At 70.7% G+C, this 19,277-nt stretch carries 15 protein-coding genes; 7 read left to right on the forward strand and 8 right to left on the reverse strand.

Features of this window, described 5'->3' with window-relative positions; genetic code table 11:
* Window positions 1-2,835, forward strand: a 2,835-nt coding sequence (locus tag VFZ70_14500; GenBank protein ID HEX6257014.1) for an alpha-amylase family glycosyl hydrolase, incomplete at its 5' end; no start/stop codon positions are given.
* Window positions 2,836-2,952: 117 nt separating this feature from the next.
* Here VFZ70_14500 and VFZ70_14505 read toward each other — a convergent pair.
* The 4 genes from VFZ70_14505 to VFZ70_14520 form a co-directional block, all read right to left on the reverse strand.
* A complete protein-coding gene (locus VFZ70_14505) occupies window positions 2,953-4,569 on the reverse strand; it encodes an adenylate/guanylate cyclase domain-containing protein (protein ID HEX6257015.1) in 1,617 nt (538 codons plus the stop codon).
* Window positions 4,566-5,120: a hypothetical protein gene (locus tag VFZ70_14510; GenBank protein ID HEX6257016.1), complete on the reverse strand. Its 555-nt coding sequence runs from the start codon at window positions 5,118-5,120 to the stop codon at window positions 4,566-4,568. Before VFZ70_14510 ends, VFZ70_14505 begins: the two co-directional genes overlap by 4 nt.
* 116 nt (window positions 5,121-5,236) lie before the next feature.
* Entirely contained in the window at window positions 5,237-5,809 is a 573-nt protein-coding gene (locus VFZ70_14515; GenBank protein ID HEX6257017.1) for a hypothetical protein, read from the reverse strand.
* A 145-nt stretch (window positions 5,810-5,954) separates the two neighbouring features.
* On the reverse strand, window positions 5,955-6,974 hold the full coding sequence (locus VFZ70_14520) for a 1-aminocyclopropane-1-carboxylate deaminase (protein ID HEX6257018.1): 1,020 nt from the start codon (window positions 6,972-6,974) through the stop codon (window positions 5,955-5,957).
* A 577-nt stretch (window positions 6,975-7,551) separates the two neighbouring features.
* On the opposite strand from VFZ70_14520, the gene VFZ70_14525 reads away from it, so the two are divergent.
* Both VFZ70_14525 and VFZ70_14530 read left to right on the forward strand, forming a co-directional pair.
* Window positions 7,552-7,776, forward strand: coding sequence for a PLP-dependent transferase (locus tag VFZ70_14525; GenBank protein HEX6257019.1), 225 nt, complete (start codon window positions 7,552-7,554; stop codon window positions 7,774-7,776).
* 277 nt (window positions 7,777-8,053) lie between these two features.
* The gene (locus tag VFZ70_14530; GenBank protein HEX6257020.1) at window positions 8,054-10,171 is read left to right on the forward strand and encodes a RecQ family ATP-dependent DNA helicase; all 2,118 of its coding nucleotides are present in this window, start codon (window positions 8,054-8,056) and stop codon (window positions 10,169-10,171) included.
* A gap of 215 nt (window positions 10,172-10,386) precedes the next feature.
* Here the strand turns inward: VFZ70_14530 and VFZ70_14535 are convergent, their stop codons facing one another.
* Entirely contained in the window at window positions 10,387-11,709 is a 1,323-nt protein-coding gene (locus tag VFZ70_14535; GenBank protein HEX6257021.1) for an MFS transporter, read from the reverse strand.
* A gap of 105 nt (window positions 11,710-11,814) precedes the next feature.
* The gene (locus VFZ70_14540; GenBank protein HEX6257022.1) at window positions 11,815-12,021 is read right to left on the reverse strand and encodes a hypothetical protein; all 207 of its coding nucleotides are present in this window, start codon (window positions 12,019-12,021) and stop codon (window positions 11,815-11,817) included.
* 176 nt (window positions 12,022-12,197) lie between these two features.
* Between VFZ70_14540 and VFZ70_14545 the strand changes: the two genes are divergently transcribed.
* From VFZ70_14545 to VFZ70_14555, 3 genes are all read left to right on the forward strand, one after another.
* Window positions 12,198-12,659: a helix-turn-helix transcriptional regulator gene (locus VFZ70_14545; protein ID HEX6257023.1), complete on the forward strand. Its 462-nt coding sequence runs from the start codon at window positions 12,198-12,200 to the stop codon at window positions 12,657-12,659.
* Between the two features lie 42 nt (window positions 12,660-12,701).
* The gene (locus VFZ70_14550) at window positions 12,702-13,130 is read left to right on the forward strand and encodes a VOC family protein (protein HEX6257024.1); all 429 of its coding nucleotides are present in this window, start codon (window positions 12,702-12,704) and stop codon (window positions 13,128-13,130) included.
* A gap of 112 nt (window positions 13,131-13,242) precedes the next feature.
* Window positions 13,243-15,267, forward strand: a complete 2,025-nt coding sequence (locus VFZ70_14555) for a hypothetical protein (GenBank protein HEX6257025.1) — start codon at window positions 13,243-13,245, stop codon at window positions 15,265-15,267.
* Between the two features lie 87 nt (window positions 15,268-15,354).
* Here the strand turns inward: VFZ70_14555 and VFZ70_14560 are convergent, their stop codons facing one another.
* Window positions 15,355-16,020, reverse strand: a complete 666-nt coding sequence (locus VFZ70_14560; GenBank protein HEX6257026.1) for a M50 family metallopeptidase — start codon at window positions 16,018-16,020, stop codon at window positions 15,355-15,357.
* A complete protein-coding gene (locus VFZ70_14565) occupies window positions 16,011-16,493 on the reverse strand; it encodes a GNAT family N-acetyltransferase (protein HEX6257027.1) in 483 nt (160 codons plus the stop codon). Before VFZ70_14565 ends, VFZ70_14560 begins: the two co-directional genes overlap by 10 nt.
* A gap of 271 nt (window positions 16,494-16,764) precedes the next feature.
* Here VFZ70_14565 and VFZ70_14570 point away from each other — a divergent pair, with 271 nt between their 5' ends.
* Window positions 16,765-19,275: an FAD-dependent oxidoreductase gene (locus tag VFZ70_14570; GenBank protein ID HEX6257028.1), complete on the forward strand. Its 2,511-nt coding sequence runs from the start codon at window positions 16,765-16,767 to the stop codon at window positions 19,273-19,275.
* The last annotated feature ends 2 nt before the right edge of the window (window positions 19,276-19,277 follow it).

A 19,277-nucleotide genomic window follows, 5' to 3' on the forward strand; every position in this document is an offset into this window, starting at 1 on the left:
GTCCTCGCCCGCCTCCTGGTCCTGGCTCTGGTGCTGGCGACCTTCGCGCTGCCCGGCGCGGCCGTCGCCGAGCCCAAGCATCCCGACAGGGCGCAGCCGGCGCACGCCGCCGCCCGCGCGAGCAACGGGCGTGCCGACCGCGGCACCGGCGCGCAGCACTCGCTGCGGTCACCGGTGACCGACGAGGTGTTCTACTTCGTCATGGCCGACCGCTTCGAGAACGGCGACACGAGCAACGACGCCGGCGGGATCAACAGTGACGACCCACTCGTCCACGGCTTCGACCCGACCGCAAGGGGCTTCTACAACGGCGGCGACCTCGCCGGTCTGCTCGACCGCATCGACTACATCCAGGATCTGGGCACCACGTCGATCTGGCTGACGCCCAGCTTCAAGAACAAGGCCGTGCAACTCGAGGACGGACCGTCGGCGGGCTACCACGGGTACTGGATCACCGACTTCACCCAGATCGACCCCCACCTGGGCACCAACGAGGAGCTCAAGGCGCTCATCGACGCCGCGCACGAGCGTGGGATGAAGGTCTACTTCGACATCATCACGAACCACACGGCCGACGTGAACGGCTACGAGTCGGGTGCCCGCCTGCCGTACGTCTCGAAGGACGCAGAGCCCTACCGGACGGCGTCCGGCGAGGTGTTCGACGACCGCGACTACGCCGGCACCGGCACGTTCCCGCCGCTCGACGAGGACGTGTCGTTCCCCTACACCCCCGTGCTCGAGCCCGGCGAGGAGGACCTGAAGGTCCCGTCCTGGCTCAACGACCTCACGCTGTACCACAACCGCGGCGACACGACCTTCGTAGGTGAGGACTCGCTCTACGGCGACTTCTTCGGCCTCGACGACCTGTTCACCGAGCACCCCCGTGTCGTGCAGGGGATGATCGACATCTACCAGACGTGGGTCGAGGACGCGGGCATCGACGGCTTCCGCATCGACACCATGAAGCACGTCGACACCGAGTTCTGGCAGGCGTTCGGGCCGACGGTACTCGAGTTCGCGCGTGACCAGGGCAAGGACGAGTTCTTCATGTTCGGCGAGGTGTTCGACACCACCAAGTGGTTCACCTCCTACTTCACCACCACCGCGAAGATGCAGGCGATCCTGGACTTCCCGTTCCAGGACGCCGCCCGCGGGTTCGCGTCACGGAGCGCACCGACGAGCGAGCTCGGTGCCTTCTTCGCCGCCGACGACTGGTACACCGACCACGACTCGAACGTCTACCAACTGCCCACGTTCCTCGGGAACCACGACATGGGCCGCATCGGCCACTTCGTCGTCGCGGACAACCCCGGCGCCGGTGACGCCGAGTGGATGGCCCGTGATCGGCTCGCCCACGAGCTGATGTATTTCTCGCGCGGCAATCCGGTCGTCTACTACGGCGACGAGCAGGGCTTCACCGGCGACGGTGGAGACCAGTTGGCGCGCCAGACCATGTTCGCCAGCCAGGTGCCCGACTACCTCGACGACGACCTGCTGGGCACCGACCGCACGCACGCGCAGGCGAACTTCAACCGCCAGCACCCGCTGTACGAGCAGATCCAGCGGCTGGCCGAGCTGAACCAGCGGCACGCCGCGCTGCGCGACGGGGCGCACCAGCACCGGTACGCCACCGACGAGGCGGGGATCTACGCCTTCTCGCGCATGGACCGCGCCGAGCAGCGCGAGTACGTGGTCGTGCTGAACAACAGCGAGGAGACCCGGACAGCACCAGTGCCCACGTACGTCCGGCAGCGGAGCTTCTTCAAGGTGTACGGGCCGGGCACGCAACGCGTCAAGACGGGCCCCGACGGCACCATGCAGGTCAGCGTGCCGCCGCTGTCGACGACCGTGTACCGCTCGGCCGGGCGGATCCCCGGCTCGAACCGCGCGCCGGCCATCTCGCTCCAGGCTCCCGTGCCGACCGACGACGCGCAGGGACGCATCCACGTCCAGGCCGACGTGACCGGCTCGTCCTTCTACGAGGTCACCTTCCAGGCGCGCGTCGACGGCGGCGACTGGCAGAGCATCGGCACCGACGACACCGCGCCCTACCAGGTGTTCCACGACGTCAACGAGATGCGACCGGGCACGCCGGTCGACTACCGCGCGATCGTGCTCGACAACCGCGGGCACACCCGCACGAGCGACGTGCAGAGCTTCGTGGTGCCCGCACCCGAACTGACGATCGAGGTGCCCGCCGAGGGCAGCCGGGTGCGCGGGACCGTGGAGGTCCGAGCGGTTGCCGATCCCGAGCGTGCGTCGCACGAGGTGACGTTCGAGCGCAGCATCGATGGTGGCGACTGGACCACCGTCGGCACTGACGAGACGTCGCCCGTCTACACGGTGTTCGACGAACTGCCGACGGACCTCGCGGCGGGCACGCCGATCGCGTACCGGGCGACACTGGACGACCAGGGCGCCATCGTCGTCAGCAGCGTGCGCACGGTGGAGTACGCCGGACCGCCGGCCGAGGCGGCGACGGTGTACTACTTCCGACCGGCCGGTGACTACGGCGACGACACGCCGGGCGACCCCAGCGACGACTGGGGCCTGCACCTGTGGGGCGACGCGGTCGACGCGGACGTGCTCGCCACCATCGCGTGGGACGATCCGCTCGACCTGACCACGATCAACGCTGATGGCTGGGCCGTCTACGAGATCCCGCTGCAGACCGACGAGGAGCCGGTCAACTTCATCATGCACACACCGAGCGGCGACTCGATCCCGGAGACCCGCGAGCCCGGTGGTGATCGGTCGTTCCTGCCGATCAACAACCCGGAGATCTGGTTGATCCAGGGCGACCCGACCGTCTACACCAGCGAACCGACCCCGTAGCAGGCCCCCGTGGCCGTGTCGCCGCCGGCGACGCGACCCCACCGTGGCAAACCCGCCCCGACCACCCGGCACCAGCTGCCGCGCTCGCATCACAGCAGCGCACGCACGGCGCCCTGATCAGCGCAGCGAGATGACGCGGTGCATCGACACGGGCTCTGCGCGCCCCTTGACGTCGACCGGCCCGAGCGGCTCGCTGACCACGATGTCGGACACGCCCGCGTGGGTCGCGCCGGAGATGACCACCTCGCCCCGCCGTGCCTCGGACTGCACACGCGCGGCGACGTTCACGGCGTCGCCGATGACGGTGAACGAGCGCTGGTCGTCGGTGCCGACGTTGCCGATGACCGCCGGCCCGGTGTTGACGCCGATCCGGAACCTTGGCCAGTCCGGGTGTGCTGCCGCGACCGGGGCGATCGCGTCGCGCATGCCGACCGCGGCCCGCACCGCGCGGCGCGCGTGGTCGGGCTGGTCGCCCAGCGCGTTGAAGACCACGAGCACGGCGTCCCCCGCGAACCGTTCCACCATGCCGTCAGGGCCCTCGGTCACGGCGGGCACCGCCCGTTCCCAGTAGCCGTTGAGCATGTCGACGACCTCGGATGCATCGCGGTGCTCGGAGAACGCCGTGAACCCGGCGAGGTCGGCGAACAGCACGCTGATCTCGGCCTCGCGTCCGCCCAGCGTCGCCCGATCCGGCTCTGCGACGAGCGTCGACGCCAGCCGCGAACCGACATGCCTGCGCAGGAGCGTGTCGACCCGAACCAGCTGCGTGGCCGACCGCTCCAGCGCGCGCAACTCGTCCGCGCTCACGCCCTCCCGGCGGAGCCGTGCCGCGACCGTCGACGTGGACCTGCCCGCCTCGAGCGCGTCGACGAAGGCCGACAGGCCGCTCGCGGTCCGCTCGTCGAGGTGCGCCAACGTGCGGTCCAGGTACAGACCCTGGAGCGCACCGGTGACCGACCGTTCACGCCGGTAGGCCCGTCGGGCCGCGACGAACACCACGCCGAACGCCGCGGTGATCAGCAGATGCCACTCCCACCACGTGGCGTGCCAGGCGCGTCCGAAGATGATCGCCACCATCGACTCGGCGAGCAGCACGAAGGCGACGGCGATCGCGAACGCCAGGCTGTCGCCGCGCGCGCGGTAGAGCCGCAGGTAGCGGACGGCGGCCACGACGTAGAGCGCGATGGCGACGGGCGCGGCGGCGCGCAAGATGAACGGGGCGACCTCCTCGGGAGGTCCGTCCAGCCCGAACGACTGGGTCAGTGACGCCACACCCCAGACGATCAGCACCACCGCGATCGTCAGGCGCAGCGCGCGGCGCGCCTCGGCACTGCCGAGCCAGCGCAACCGATCGCTGGCGGACAGTGCCGCCAGGACCGAGGCCAGCACCAGCCCGACCGGTGTCGCGATGGCGAACCCGACGTTCGGGGCGGACAGCAGCACACCCGGGGTGGCCAACGCGTGCAGGCCCAGGAAGCCCGCGCTGACGAGCAGCACCATCGACACCAGCGACGTGCGTGCGTCACCGTGCTGCTCGGCCGCTCCACCGATCACCAGACCCAGCACGAGGTCCACGATGGCGACGAGCAACACGAGCCAGAAGTGCGAGGGTTGATGCTGCCACTCGACGTCGAGCGGCGGCACGGCGAGCAGCAGCGCGAGGCCGAGCATCGGCGCGGCGAGCAACGCGATGACGGTCCAACGGCGGGACGGACGTGCATCGGCGGTCGTCATGGCACGGCCCGCTCGGACCGACGGACGCACGCACCGACCGCCATGCGCGTCGGCGGGTCACGGCGCACCCAACGTTGCACCGCACGCCGACTGCGCAGGACGACAACCCGCGCGTCGCCCGCGTGCCGGGCGATCAGCTGCTCGACGCGCGGGCGCATGCGCCCGCGGTAGCCCAGCACGTAGCGCACGAACTCCTGGGTGATGCGGTCGTACACGCCCGTCGTGGGATGCTGCTGGCCGCGCGCACGTCGCCGGCGCTGCGCGATCCCCCACGGGCACGTCGTCGCCGGCAGGTCCAGGAACACGACCGTGTCCGCGGCCGCCAGCCGGATCGGCAGGGTTGACGCGTAGTGGCCGTCGATCACCCAGCGTGGTGTCGCGGCGAGCGCGCGCTGCCGCGCCGCGAACTGCTCGGGTGGCGACCTGCGCCACCGCTCGTCGTAGTACAGGGCGTCGAGGTGCGTCACCGGCAGACCGAACTGCGCGCCGAGGTGGCGCGCCAGCCAGGTCTTGCCGCTGCCGCCGCATTCAACGATCGCGATCCGTTGCACCTACCGGCAGCCTAACGGCTGCGGCACGCGACTCAGTGCAGCGACACGTCGTGTGGCTCGATGTCCGCGACACCGTAGCGGCCGCGGTCGATGCTGCGCGGCCGCCTGCCCAGGCGTCACCAGCGATGGGCGACGTCGACGACGACCCGACTCCGCTCACCCGGCCCGTCCAGGACGAACACCCGGAACGGCAGCCTGGCGCGGACGCCCAGACCGATGACGGCGCCGTTCGCGTCGATGCGGGCCCACCGCACATCGCGGAACGTGCGGAACCCCCTGACATCGAACAGCGGCCCGCTGTTGACCGGGCCGAGGGTCGACTGCACGCTGCCGTCGGTGGCCGAGGCGGGAGGCAACCCCGTCGGAATGCGGATCATCAGCCTGGCACCGCCGGACGGTTGCACGGTGCGGCCGGGCACCACCGGCAAGCGGTCGACGTACCGGACCCGCGCGCCCGCTGCCGGGCCGGCGAGTTCGAACACGAGCCGGTCGAAGCACGGGTGTTGCCCGACGCGACCCTCCATCAGCCAGTCCGCGTGGCCGACGCCGGCGGACTTGGCGAGGCTGCCCCACCAGATGCCGCAGTACGGTCGGCTGTGTGCAGAGGCAGGAGCCGGCGCGACCAAGAGCGCCAGCGCCAGCACGATGAGTCCCACGACCGCCACGTGTCGCATGTGTCTGTTGCGCATTGTGATCACCACCACTTCGCTCGCTCGAAACCAGCGTGGTCCGGTGACGTCGCGAATGGCTCGCGGTGGGGTCACGATCGCGTAACGGTTGCGCGCATCCGCTCCGGCGGCTCGCGGCGCGGGTGCCCGCCAGCCGCCGGACCCGTCAGCCGAGTCCGGGTGTGTTGACGTACGCGGGCAATGCCGGTTGGCCGCCGAGGTGCGCGTACAGGACCGTCGACCCCGCCGGGATGTCCCCTGAGCGGACCATCCCGATCAGTCCGGCGAGCGACTTGCCCTCGTACACCGGGTCGGTGAGCATCCCCTCGGTCCGCGCGGCCAGGTGGATGGCGGCGATCGTGTCCTCGTCGGGAACGCCGTACGCGGGACCTTCGTAGCCGTCGACGACCGTGATCTCGTCCTCCCGGAGGTCCCGGCCGACACCGATCCGTTCGGCGGTATCGGTCGCGATGCGCGTCACCTGGTCGATCGTCTGCTCGAGCGTGGCGGACGCGTCGATGCCGATGACGCGGCGGTCATCGCGGTCTTCCAGCGCGAAGCCCGCGATCATCCCGGCATGCGTCGAACCGGTGACGGTGCAGACGACGACGTGGTCGAAGAACACGTCGTGTTCGGCTTCCTGCGCGGCGACCTCGCGCGCCCAGTTCGCGAAGCCGAGACCGCCCAGTGGGTGGTCCGACGCGCCCGCCGGGATGGCGTACGGCGTGCCTCCCGCCTCTTCGACCGAGGCGAGCGCGCGACGCCAGCTGTCACGGATGCCGATGTCGAAGCCCGCAGGGTCCATGCGGATGTCGCCGCCCATGATGCGCGTGAGTTGGATGTTGCCGACCCGCTCGTAGATCGGGTCGTCGTCGTCGACCCAGCCCTCCTGCACGGTGACCGCCTCGAGACCCAGATGGCGTGCGACGCCGGTCACCTGGCGTGTGTGGTTGGACTGGACACCGCCGATCGAGACGAGTGTGTCGCAGCCCTTGGCGAGGGCGTCGGCGGCCAGGTACTCAAGCTTGCGCACCTTGTTGCCGCCGTAGGCGATGCCGGAGTTGCAGTCCTCGCGCTTCGCCCAGATCTCCACCCGACCACCGAGCGCGTCGCTCAACCGCCGCAGCGGGTGGATCGGCGACGGCCCGAACAGCAGTGGAACAGTTGGGAAATCGTCGAGTGCCATGGTGCGTCCCCGTATCGGTGGCCAGCGATCATTCGCATGATTGCACGTGGATGTATCACGGCGGCCGGCGGCGGCTCTGTACGGGTGAGGATGCCGACACGTCGCCGGCGGTACGCCGCCCGGGTCACGCATCACGAAGACACCGAGGCGGGATCCGGTGGGCCCGGCGGACGCACACCGCCGGGCCCACCGCGCTTCGCGCAGGCCTCCGAAGGGTTCGCTGCGTTCGCACCCGTTCGCCGCGGGACGACGCGAGGGGTCCGCAACACCCGTGCCTGCGACATGCCGATCGTCGCCCACAACTCGCTGCCGACGTTTCATCGACGAGCACCACGAGTCGTTCGACGACCTGCGCGCCGCCGCCTGGACGTCTGATCGTGTCGGGCGCCAACGTGGCGACCCCCGGCTGGCCGACGAAACGTTCTGGAAGCCGCTGATCGAGATCGTCGAGTGGGCGCACGACAACGTGACCTCGTGCTGTGCTGGTGGTCGCAGTACTACGACCTGGCGCAGAAGTACACCGGCGGTCGGCCGTCCGCGTTGCTGTCGTCGGCATCGAGGGCGGCTTCGACGCCGGGTGACGTTCTACGACGCGCTGGAGCTGTTCACCCGTCTGGTCAACATCGGCGACGCGAAGTCGTTGGCGGCGCATCCCGCGTCGACGCCCCACCGCCAGCTCACCGACGAGGAGCAGGGAACGGCGGGCGTCACGAAGGACATGATTCGCCTGTGCGTCGGCATCGAGCACATCGACGACATCCTCGCCGACCTCGAGCAGGCCCTGAAGGCGTCGGCCGATTGATCACTCGATCCGCCACCCCACCCCGCGAAAGGACGACCACCTTCGTGCGCGAAGCACGAGGTGGTCGTCCTTTCACGGCCCATGCCCGGCAACCGACAACCACCCCGTCACGCGAACGACCACCCCGTCACGCGACAACCACCCCGTCACGCGAACGACCACCCCGGCAACCGACAACCACCACGCCCCGCCACAACCAGCTGTCGGGTCGCGCCTCGTCCACAGGCACGCGGGCGCGTTCCGGCATGGTCGGCCGTACTCCCCTACCCTGCCGACCATGGACACAGCAGCCACCAACCGCCGCGCCGACGAGCTGTTGGCGCGCATCGTCGGCGACCGTGCGCCGTTTCGGACCGGGCAACGCGAAGCGATCGCCGCACTGGTCGACGAGCGCCGGCGGGTGCTGCTGGTCCAGCGCACAGGGTGGGGCAAGAGCGCGGTCTACTTCATCGCAACCCGTCTGCTACGGGACGCCGGTGCCGGCCCGACGTTGCTGATCTCTCCCCTGCTCGCGCTCATGCGCAACCAGATCGACATGGCCGAGCGCGCGGGCGTGCGCGCCGCGACGATCAACAGCGCCAACGTCGATCAGTGGACCGACATCGACGTGCGATTGCGCGATGACCGGATCGACCTCCTGCTCGTCTCACCCGAGCGGCTGAACAACCCCAGGTTCCGCGACCAGCTCGATGAGATCGTGGCTCCGCGGACCGGCCTACTCGTCATCGACGAGGCCCACTGCATCAGCGACTGGGGTCACGACTTCCGGCCCGATTACCGCCGTGTGCGGACGCTGTTGCGGCGCCTGCCCGACGACCTGCCCGTGCTCGGCAGCACGGCGACCGCGAACGACCGGGTGATCGCTGACGTCGGCGCGCAGCTGGGCAGCGACCTGCTGGTGCTGCGCGGCACCCTGGACCGCGAGAGCCTCGCACTGCAGACCATCGTGCTCGGCGACCCCGCCGCGCGCCTGGCGTGGCTGGCCGAGCACGTCCCCACCCTGGACGGCTCGGGCATTGTCTACTGCCTGACCATCAGCGATGTCGAACGGGTCTCGACCTGGCTGCGCGATCACGGGATCGATGCCGAGGCGTACTCGGGCTCGACCGACCCCGTCGAGCGGGAGGCGATCGAGTCGCGGTTGTCGTCCAACGACGTGAAGGTCGTCGTGGCCACGTCCGCACTGGGCATGGGCTACGACAAGCCGGACCTGACCTTCGTCATCCACTACCAGTCCCCCGGCTCACCCATCGCCTACTACCAGCAGGTCGGCCGGGCCGGGCGCGGCGTCCATCGGGCGGTCAGTGTGCTGCTGTGCGGCCACGAGGACGTCGACATCCAGGACTGGTTCATCTCCACGGCGTTCCCGCCGCGCGAGCAGGCCGAGCGCGTGGTCGAGCACCTGGCGGCGGCCGGGGGTCCGGTGACACTCGACGAACTGCAGTCGGCCGTCAACATCGGCTATTCACGGCTCACGGCCATGCTGAAGGTCCTCGACGTCGAGGGCGCGGTGGAGCAGGCAGGCTCGACGACCAAGTGGCAGCGCACCGACCAGCCGTGGAGCTACGACGAGGCGCGCGTCGCCCATGTCACAGCGATGCGCCGCCGCGAACAGCAGGCGATGCGCGACTACGCGACCACAGACCGCTGCCTCATGGCGTTCCTGCGTTCCCAACTGGACGACCTCGAGGTCGCTGACTGCGGACGGTGCGCCAACTGCGCCGGCCCACCCCTGCCCGAGACGTTCCGACCCGAGGTCGCCCACGAGGCATCCCGCCACCTGCGGCGCGAGGTGCTGCAGCTCACACCCCGCAAGCAGTGGCCGCGGGGCCTCCGGTCGCACCACGGCGACGACGGCATCGACCAGCCCGATCGCACGGCGTACCGCGGGTGGATCGGCGACGACCAGCGCCTCGAACCCGGGCGGGTCCTGTGCCGCTGGGGGCGCGCCGGATGGGGTCCGCTCGTCGAACAGGGATACCTGCGCCACGACCGGTTCGACGACCGGCTGATCCTCGCGTCGGTCGAACTGATCCGCGACCAATGGCAACCCGAGCCCGCGCCCACCTGGGTCACGTGGGTCCCCTCGCAGCGACGCGCCACGCTGATCGCCGATCTCGCCCACCGCATCGCCGAGCGACTGGACCTGCCGGCCGTCGACGCGGTCGCGATCCGCGCGGCGACGCCGTCGCAGCGCGGCATGCACAACAGCGTGCAGCAGGCCGCGAACGCACTGGCTGCGTACGCGGTCAGCGCCACGATGCCGTCCGGACCCGTGCTCCTCGTCGACGCCCTCGTGCACTCGCAGTGGACGTTGACCGTGATCGGCATGCTGCTGCGGGACGCCGGCGCCGCGGCCGTCCACCCCTTCGCACTGGCGACGTCGGCCCAGTGACGGTCGGACGTCGCTGTACGGGTTGCTGCGGCGCCGCACCGGCCGGTGACGCGAATGGGTGGCACCACACGAGCACGGTCCACGCGCGGTCGGGATCGATGTCGGCGCCACGAGGGACGCGGTGGTTCGACGAGCCCCCGTTGCCCTTCAGCGGTCGGGGCTCGATCGATCGCAGACCGGGCCGCCGGCCTGGCTTCATCTGAGTCGCCCGACCATTACGAGGTCTCCCCGTCGTGCCGGCTGCCACCGCCACCGTCCGTCGTCACGCCAGGACCGTCGGCCGTGACCGACCGGCGCACCGTCACGAGGATCCCCAGCGTGGCGGCGGTGGTGACGGTGAACATGGTCGGTGCCAGACCGACCCGGGCGCTGATCCACCCGAACGCCACCGCCAGCGGCAGGAGCCCGTACAGAGACGTGACGGCGAGGACGGCGCCGCCCCGACCGGGGATGGCAGCCAGCGCCCGCGCACGGGCCAGCGGCCACACCGGTGCGATCGCGACCGCCAGCGGGACGACGACCGTGGTCTTCGCGACGATCCCGGGCACCACCAGCCACACGGGGTAGAGCACCAGATGCGCCATCGACGACGCGATGAGGATCGTCCTGGCGTCATGACGCTGCAACCAGCGGTCGACGAGCGCCAGCCCCACCAGCGACGCCGCGAGCTCCACCGCGGCGTGTACGGCGACCAGCGATTGCGACGCGCCGACGTCGCCGCCCAGCCACACCGGCTCGAACAGGGCGGGGATCTCGAGCAGCGCGTCGCCCAGCAGCGCGAGCAGCCACAGGCGCGCCTCGCGATCGCGCAGGACGACGCCGAGGTTCTCGCGGACCTGGCCGATCGACTGTCGCAGGGGTCCGAGCGCGTCGACCGCGGTGGGCGCGCCGACACCCGTGGCGGGGCCCGGCATGGGCGTCAGCGCCAGCAGCACCGCGTACCCCAGGATGGCCACGCCGCTGCCGACCAGCGCGATGCGCGTGTCGCCGCCGGCCCAGCCGACCACCGCCACCGCGGCGGGAGCCAATAGCGCGCCGCCGGTGTCGAGCATGGTCTGGCGTGCGCCGATGCGTTCCTCCGCGCGCGGATGCATCTCCACCAGCAGCACATCGGTCGTGTGGGCCAGCGGGCCGGACGCGGCGCCCGCGACGACGAAGGCCAGCAGCAGCCAGCCATAGCTCGGCGCTCCCGCCACGAGCAGCAGCGACACGGCCCAGCCGAACGCACCCCACACCAGCAAGGGTCGTCGCCGCACGACGTCGATCGCGGCCGCCGTGAACGGCTCGACGACCGCCGCGACCCCGTACAGCGCCTGCAGGCACCACCCGACCTGCGCGACCGTCAGCCCCCGTCGGCGACGCAACGTCGGCATGAGCACCAACGGCACACCGCTGGCCAACTCGTCGACGAAGCGGCCGAACAGCGCCAGCACGACCGTGCGGTCGTCCACGTCGTCACGGCGCGGGATCGCCCGCACACCCACCAGGCCCGCGATCGCGTGCCAGAGCCGACCGTGACCGGACAACTCGTCAAACATCCTTCATCCTCCCGATCCCTCGTACACAGCGGGTTCGGGAGAACACGGCGGCGCGCGCGCCTGGGCCCGGTCGATGCCGGCCGACGCACGACGCGCGGAGTCAGATCACCTGGGGATGTGTTCGCGTGCCATCGCAACCTCGTGGTCCGTGCTGCACAGCATAGCCACCATGGGCGACCGACGACAGGCCTGCCTGGCCGCGAGCCCCGCCTCGAGCACCTCGGTGATCAACGGATACGTCACGTCGACCCGCGCATCCGGCGCGACGGCGCCCCGGCCCAGGATCGGTGTCACCAGCGGCGCGACGAGCATCGCGCCGTCCGATTCCCCCCAATGACCGAACCCCCGACGGCACCGCCCATCGGACCGCTGTCAGCTGCGGGATCCGCGGGAGCATGCCCCGTACAGTGGCGGTCGTGCTCGGCTGCCGGGATGGGCGCCGAGACATGACGTGTACCGGTGTCGACCGGCTGCGAAAGGCGCGCACAGTGACGCCCGGGCAACCCCGTGTCGCCGATGACCTGCTCGTGCACCTGCGCCGCGCGCGCGATCTGGCCGACCGCCGGTACGCCGAACCGCTCGATCTCGACGCGCTGGCGTCGGCGGCGGGCGTGTCCAGGTACCACTTCCTGCGCTGCTTCGCGTCGGTCTACGGCATCACGCCGGCGCGGTACCTGACCGAGCGGCGCATCGAGCGCGCGCAGGACCTGTTGCGCGCGACCAACCTGACCGTGACCGAGATCTGCCACCTCGTCGGGTTCTCCAGCCTCGGGTCGTTCAGCTCGCGGTTCACTGCGCTGGTCGGCATGCCGCCGTCGGCCTACCAGGCCAGCTACGCGGCGCGGGGCGTCCCGCCGATACCGGGGTGCTACATCTTCATGCACGGGCTCAGCGACCGCCTACGCGATCCCGCAACCCTGGAGAAGCAGTCCGACGACCCACGGTCCTAGGGTGCGCAGCACGACGTCACCGACCCCACAGGAGCAGCGGACATGATCACCCACGTATCACTGGTCACCCTCTGGGTGACCGACCAGGACGAGGCCAGGGACTTCTACGTCGACAAGCTCGGGTTCGTCGAACGGACCGACGTCACGATGGGCGAAGGATTCCGCTGGCTCACCATCGCGCACCCCGACCATCCCGAGCTGGAGGTCACGCTCATGGTGCCGGGACCCCCGTTGAGCGACGAGATGGCGACCGCGGTCAGACGTGAGCTGGCCAACGGCAACATGGGCGGGTTCGGGCTCTCGACGGACGACTGCCACAAGACCTACGAGGCGCTGTCGGCACAGGGTGTCGAGTTCGTCCAGGGGCCGGCCGACCGCCCGTACGGCATCGAGGCCGTCATGCGGGACAACTCGGGCAACTGGCTGGTGCTCGTGGAGCATCGGGAGTTCTCACCGGGGGATTCCACCTAGCCGTTTCACCCCGATCGTGACGGGCACGGTCGGGCCACCGGAGCTGACGGATCACCCGTCGCTAGTGTGACGGCCGTCGGGTCAGTGGTCGGCGACCTGGGAGGCGGCACGGGTGGACGGGGGCCAGGTGGGTGCCGACACGGCGACCGCCGGTCCGTCCGCACCGTCCCGCACCGATCAGGACCGGGCTGCCATCCGCGGTGAACCGACGGCGCGCGCCGGCCGCTCGCTGCGCCGACGCGCCCGTCCGCTGCTGCCCGCAGCGGTCGCGGGCGTCGTTGGCGCGCTTCCGGTGCTGCTGGTGCTCGGCGCGGTGCCGGGCCGCCGCCCGACGGTGCTCATCGATTGGATGTTCCGCGGGTTCACCGCGTGCGCGCTCGACGGCGGCGCGCTCAACCCCCTGATCATGACGTGCGGGCGCGCGGGCGTGCCGCTGGGCATGCACCAACTCGACGGGGGGCTGACCTATCCGCTCGGCGGGCTGCTCGTGCGCGCCGGGTTCGACGCCCTCGTGGCGTGGAAGATCGCGGTGGCGGTCCCACTGGTCGCTGGCTTCGCCGCGCTGTACTGGCTGGGACGCCGCCTGACCGGATCGGTGTGGATCGCCGGCGGCATGGTCGCCGTCCTCGCGCTGAACGGCACGTTGACGTCACGCACCTGGAACTGGTACTGGAACACCGTCGCCGTCGTGCTGCTGCCGGTGCTGTTCGCCGCGCTGCACGTGCTGTACGTCCGTGCGTCCCTCGTGCGTGCGGGGCTGCGGCCACCACGGATCCTGGTCGCGCCCGGGCTGGCGTGCGTGGCCGCCGCCGTCGTCATCGGCATCGAGTGGCAGTACGCCGCCATGTTCGCCGCCGCGATCACGTCGGCGGCCATCGTGATCCTCGTCCTGCAACGCGGCTGGGAGCGCGGGACACGGCTGCTGCTCCTCGGGCTCGGCGCGACCGGTGTGTGGTTGGTCGCCGCGCTGTTGCGGTGGCGCATGACGCTCGCGGGGATCACGTCGCAGACCGAGAACTTCCTGACGAACGCGATGAACGAGGGCGTCGACCTCGTCGCGCTCGTCGCCCCCGACGGGCGGGCATCGCTGCTCGGCGCGGCGCTGGATGGCCTGGGCATGGACGGCCTGCTCGCCGAGCGGCTGTCGGACGGGCCGATGTTGTGGGTCGCACCGTACCTGGGCGTCGGTCTGCTCACGCTGCTGGCCGCACTGGCGTTCACCCGCGGCGACGCCACCGAAGGCGCCGGGCCACCGGGCGCGACCGACGACCGCCGTCCCAGTGCCACGCGCCGGGGCCCCGGTGGCATCCAGGTCGGACGGCGCGAGTTCCTCGTGCTGCTGGGCGTCGTCGCCGCCGGCTCGCTGCTGTTGTCGCTCGGGCCGGAGTGGCACGTCGCCAGCGTCGCACTGCCCGACGCACACGTGATGTCCCCACTGCGCTGGCTGTGGACGTCGACGCCCATGCGGTGGATCCGCTATCCGTGGACCTTCAACGCACTGACCTTCCTGGCTCTGGTCCTCGGCGTCGGCGCCGTCCTGCCGCTGTCACCCCGCCCGACGGCACGCTCGCCGGTGGTGTGGGCGGTGGCCGCGCTGGCGGTGCTCGAGCTCGTCTCCCCACAGGTGCTGACGAGCATGGCGGACCCCGCACCATCGGTGCCGAACGCGCCGTCGCAGCTGACGACCGCCGACCCCGCGATCGCCACGTTCGAGGCCGACGAGCTCCCAGAGCTGCGGTGGGAGATGGCCGGCGCCGGGGGGCCCGTCACGCTGCTGCCGTGGAGCAACACGTGGGTGGTCCCCTACCTGGGTCCCGCGTTCGGGATCGAGATGCGCAACGCGGGCATCGACCGCAACCTCGCACAGGTCGAGGCCGCGGCGCCGCAGACGCGGGCGCAGATCCGCCGGCAACGCGGTGGGATGGTCGAGGCGCTGTTCCAGGCCGGATGGACCGACGCGGTCGTGATCGTCGACTACCTGCCGCTGGCCGAGAACATCGCGCGGCACGCGTCAGGTGACCTGCTGGACATCGATCGCTACCACCTGCAGCGCAACGCACAGACCGTCCTCGAAGCGGACCGCCGGGGCTACTGCACCGAGCGCCACTCGTGGTTCTACGTGATCACCGACTGCTAGAGCGCAGCTTGCCGCCGCCGCGCATCGGCGCGTCGACCGCAGGCACACCGCCCAAGGGCGAGCGGACAGCAGCACCTCGGCAGGCCTTCACGCGCGCATGAGCAACGCCGTCGCGGCGGCCAGCGCGCCGAGCGAGACCGCGGCGAAGGCGAGCACCCACAGCACGGCTGGCACACGTGTCAGGCGCGCCAGTTGATCGGCGTCGGAGTCGCGCGCACCACCGCGTCGTCCCCGGCGCAGGTCCACCACCGACCGCACGCCTCCGAACAGCAGGAACCAGGCCAGCAGCGCCGCACAGGCCTCCTGGAAGGGCGGTGAGGCGTACGCCGTCAGACCGACCAGGGCGGCTCCGGTCGCCACGACGGCCACGACGCCGAAGACGTTGCGCATCGTCACGAGCAGCGCGACCAGCAGCGCGACCGCCGTCCCCAGGACGACCAGGTGCCGCCCGGCCGACACCAAGAGGGCCGCGGCGAGCCCCAGGACGCAGGGTGTGACGTAGCCTGCGAGCAGTGTCGCGACCATCCCCGGCCCATCGTCCCGGCCGCGCGACCGGGTGAGTCCCGACGCGTCCGCGTGGACGCGCACACCAGCGAGGCGGCGACCTGCCAGCAGCGCCACGGCGACGTGCCCGCCCTCGTGGGCGATGGTCACCACGGGTCGAAGCACCCGCCACGGTCGCGGCGACGCGACGAGCACCAGCGCACCGATGGCGGGCAGCCACGCCAGCACCGTCGCGTCGGTCACCGCCACCCCGCCTCGTCGGGCGCCGACACCGGACGAGGGTCGCCGCCGGGCCGCCGCTCCATCTGCTGGTGGGTCCCGGTGGCACTGTCGACGCGGAAACCCAGACGCTCGTACAGCGCCCGGGCACGGTCGTTCGACCGCAGCACCTGAAGGCGGACGGCCACACCAGCTTCATCGGCGTCGGCCAACAGGCGACCGATGAGTCGCCGACCGACGCCACGTTCCTGGAACGGCGACAGCAGTCCGATGGTGCCCAGATACCAGTGGTCGTCCCTGGACCACCATGCGAGGACGCCCGCGTCGACGCCATCAACGACGACGATCCGCGACCATGAGATGTCGTGGTGCTCGTCGAAGAAGGCCCGTTGCTCCGCCTCGCCGGTGCCGAACGCCTCGGTGACGTAGCTGCCCAGCGCGCGCCACTGCACGGACCACAGGAAGTCGTGGTCGCCTGGCCCGGCGGGCCGTAGGTCGATCACGGCTCCGACATCACCGCCATCCAGACCCAATCACGGTCCAAGGGTTGCTTCAGGTGCAACCGTTGCGCCATATTCTACGAATCAGCCGTGGCGGGTAGGCATCCGAACGTCGACCTGATACCTTCCCGCCCATTCCAGACACCAGCGAGACCTGCATCTGCCATCAGCGACGCGACCCGAGATCCGGCCCGGGCCCAGCGGGCGCGGCCTGTCGTGTCCTGACGCCACAGGCGCAGCCGCGCCCGCGTGACGAGCGCGTGAAGGGAGCATCGTGAGCACCATACCGGACAGCGCCGACGTCGTCGTCATCGGTGCGGGCATCGTCGGCAACTGCCTCGTCGGTCATCTCGCACAGCACGGCTGGCGCCACATCGTCCAGGTCGACAAGGGGCCGCTGCCCGACCCCGGCGGGTCGACGGGACACGCGTCGAACTTCATCTTCCCCGTCGACCACGGCAAGGAGCTCGCGCTGCTGACGCTCGACTCGCAGCGGCAGTACGAGGAGATGGGCGTCCAGACCACGTCCGGCGGCATCGAGGTCGCGCGCACACCTGAGCGCGTCCACGAGCTGAAGCGGCGGATGTCAGCGGCCAAGGCGTGGGGCGTCGAGTCCTACCTGCTGAACGCTGACGAGGTCAAAGAGCTCGTGCCGTTCATCAACCACGAGATCGTCCTGGCGGGCTTCTACACGCCGTCGGTGTCGGTCGTCGACTCGTTACGCGCCGGCACGATCATGCGCGAGCGGGCGCAGGAGCTCGGCGCGCTGACCTCCATGGCCAGCACCGAGGTGCTCGACATCGAGACCGACAACGGCCGCGTCGCCGGTGTGAAGACCGACCGTGGCGACATCGCCACGCCGACGGTGGTGATCGCCTGCGGCGTGTGGAGTCCGCGGATCGCGGAGATGGCCGGTGCCACCATCCCGCTGACGCCCGCCGTGCACCAGATGATCGACGTCGGCCCGATCCCCGAGCTGCTCGACACCCGTGCCGAGATCGCCTTCCCGATCGTGCGCGACATGGACACCCTCATGTACGAGCGTCAGAACGGCGGCGACATGGAGGTCGGGTCCTACGCCCACCGGCCGATCCTGCACCGCGCCGACGACATCCCCTCGATCGAGGAGGCGCAGCTGTCGCCGACGCAGATGCCGTTCACGCAGGAGGACTTCGACCCGCAGATGGAGGACGCGCTCGAGCTGTTCCCCGAGGCGCTGACCGTCGAGGGCGCCGGTGTGCGCCACGCCATCAACGGCCTGCTGTCGCTGACCCCCGACGGCAACCCCATCCTCGGCGAGACCGTGGAGGTCAAGGGCCTCTGGTCGGCCGCCGCGGTATGGATCAAGGAGGGACCGGGCGTCGGCAGGGCGCTCGCCGAGTGGATGACCCACGGCGAGCCCGAGATCGATCTGCACGGCGCCGATGTCGCCCGCTTCTACCCGCACCAGCGGGCCGTCGCGCATGTCGAGGCCCGCACCTCGGAGGGCTTCAACAAGACCTACGGCATCGTGCATCCGCGCGAACAGTGGGAATCCAACCGTCCGCTGCGCACCAGCCCCTTCTACCCCCGTCAGCAGGAGCTCGGCGCGGTGTTCTTCGAAGCGGCGGGCTGGGAGCGTCCGCAGTGGTACGCGTCGAACGGCGGGCTCGTCGAGGAGTACGGCGTCGAGGGCCGCGAGCACGAGTGGGACGCGCGCTGGTGGTCGCCGATCATCGACGGTGAACACCTCGCGATGCGCGACCGGGTGGCGATGATCGACCTGACCGCCTTCGCGCTGTTCGATGTGATCGGGCCCGGTGCGCTGGACTTCATGCAGCGCATGACCGTGTCGCAGATGGACCGCCCCCCCGGGCGCATCATGTACACGCCGGTGCTGACGCCCAACGGCGGCTTCCGCTCCGACCTGACGGTGGTGCGCCTCGGCGACGACCACTTCCGGATCATCACCGGCGGTGCCGACGGTCCGCGCGACCACAAGTGGTTCACCGACCACCTGCCCGCCGACGGTTCGGCGCAACTGGTCGACGTGACGTCGGCCTACTGCACGCTCGGGCTCTGGGGTCCGAAGGCCCGTGACGTGCTGTCGGCGATCACCGAGGACGACATCTCCAACGTGGGACTGGCGTACGGGTACGCCACGCAGATCCGGATCGGGTCGCTGCCGGTGCTGGCCGTGCGCATCTCCTACGTCGGCGAGCTCGGTTGGGAGCTGCACTGCCCTATGGAGCACGGTCTGGCGCTGTGGGACGCCGTGTACGCGGCCGGTCAGCCGCACGGCATCGTGCCGGCCGGCATCGGCGTCTACGGCACGACAGGTCGCCTGGAGAAGGGCTACCGGCTGATGGGGGCCGAGCTCGAGTCGGAGTACAACCCCGTCGAGGCGGGCCTGGCGCTGCCGAAGGTCAAGCGGGCCGACTTCATCGGCCGCGAGGCGTACCTGAAGGCGCGCGACGAGGACCCGGCGGCGATCATGTGCACGCTGACGGTCGACGACCACACGTCCGAAGATGGCATCGCCCGCTACCCCAGCGGCGGGGAGCCGATCGTCACGCCCGACGGTGAGCGCATCGTCGATGCCAAGGGGCGGCCGTCCTACGTCACCAGCGCCGGCGCCGGCCCGTCGGTGGGCAGGTACCTGCTGCTGGCCTACCTGCCGCCAGAGCACGCGCAGGAGGGCACGAAGCTGGCAGTCGAGTACATCAACGAGCTGTACCCCGTGACGGTGGCCGTCGCCGGCCGCACGCCGCTGTTCGATCCGGACGACGAGCGGATGAAGGCCTGACG

Source organism: Euzebyales bacterium (genome assembly GCA_036374135.1).
Classification (GTDB): Bacteria; Actinomycetota; Nitriliruptoria; order Euzebyales; family JAHELV01; genus JAHELV01.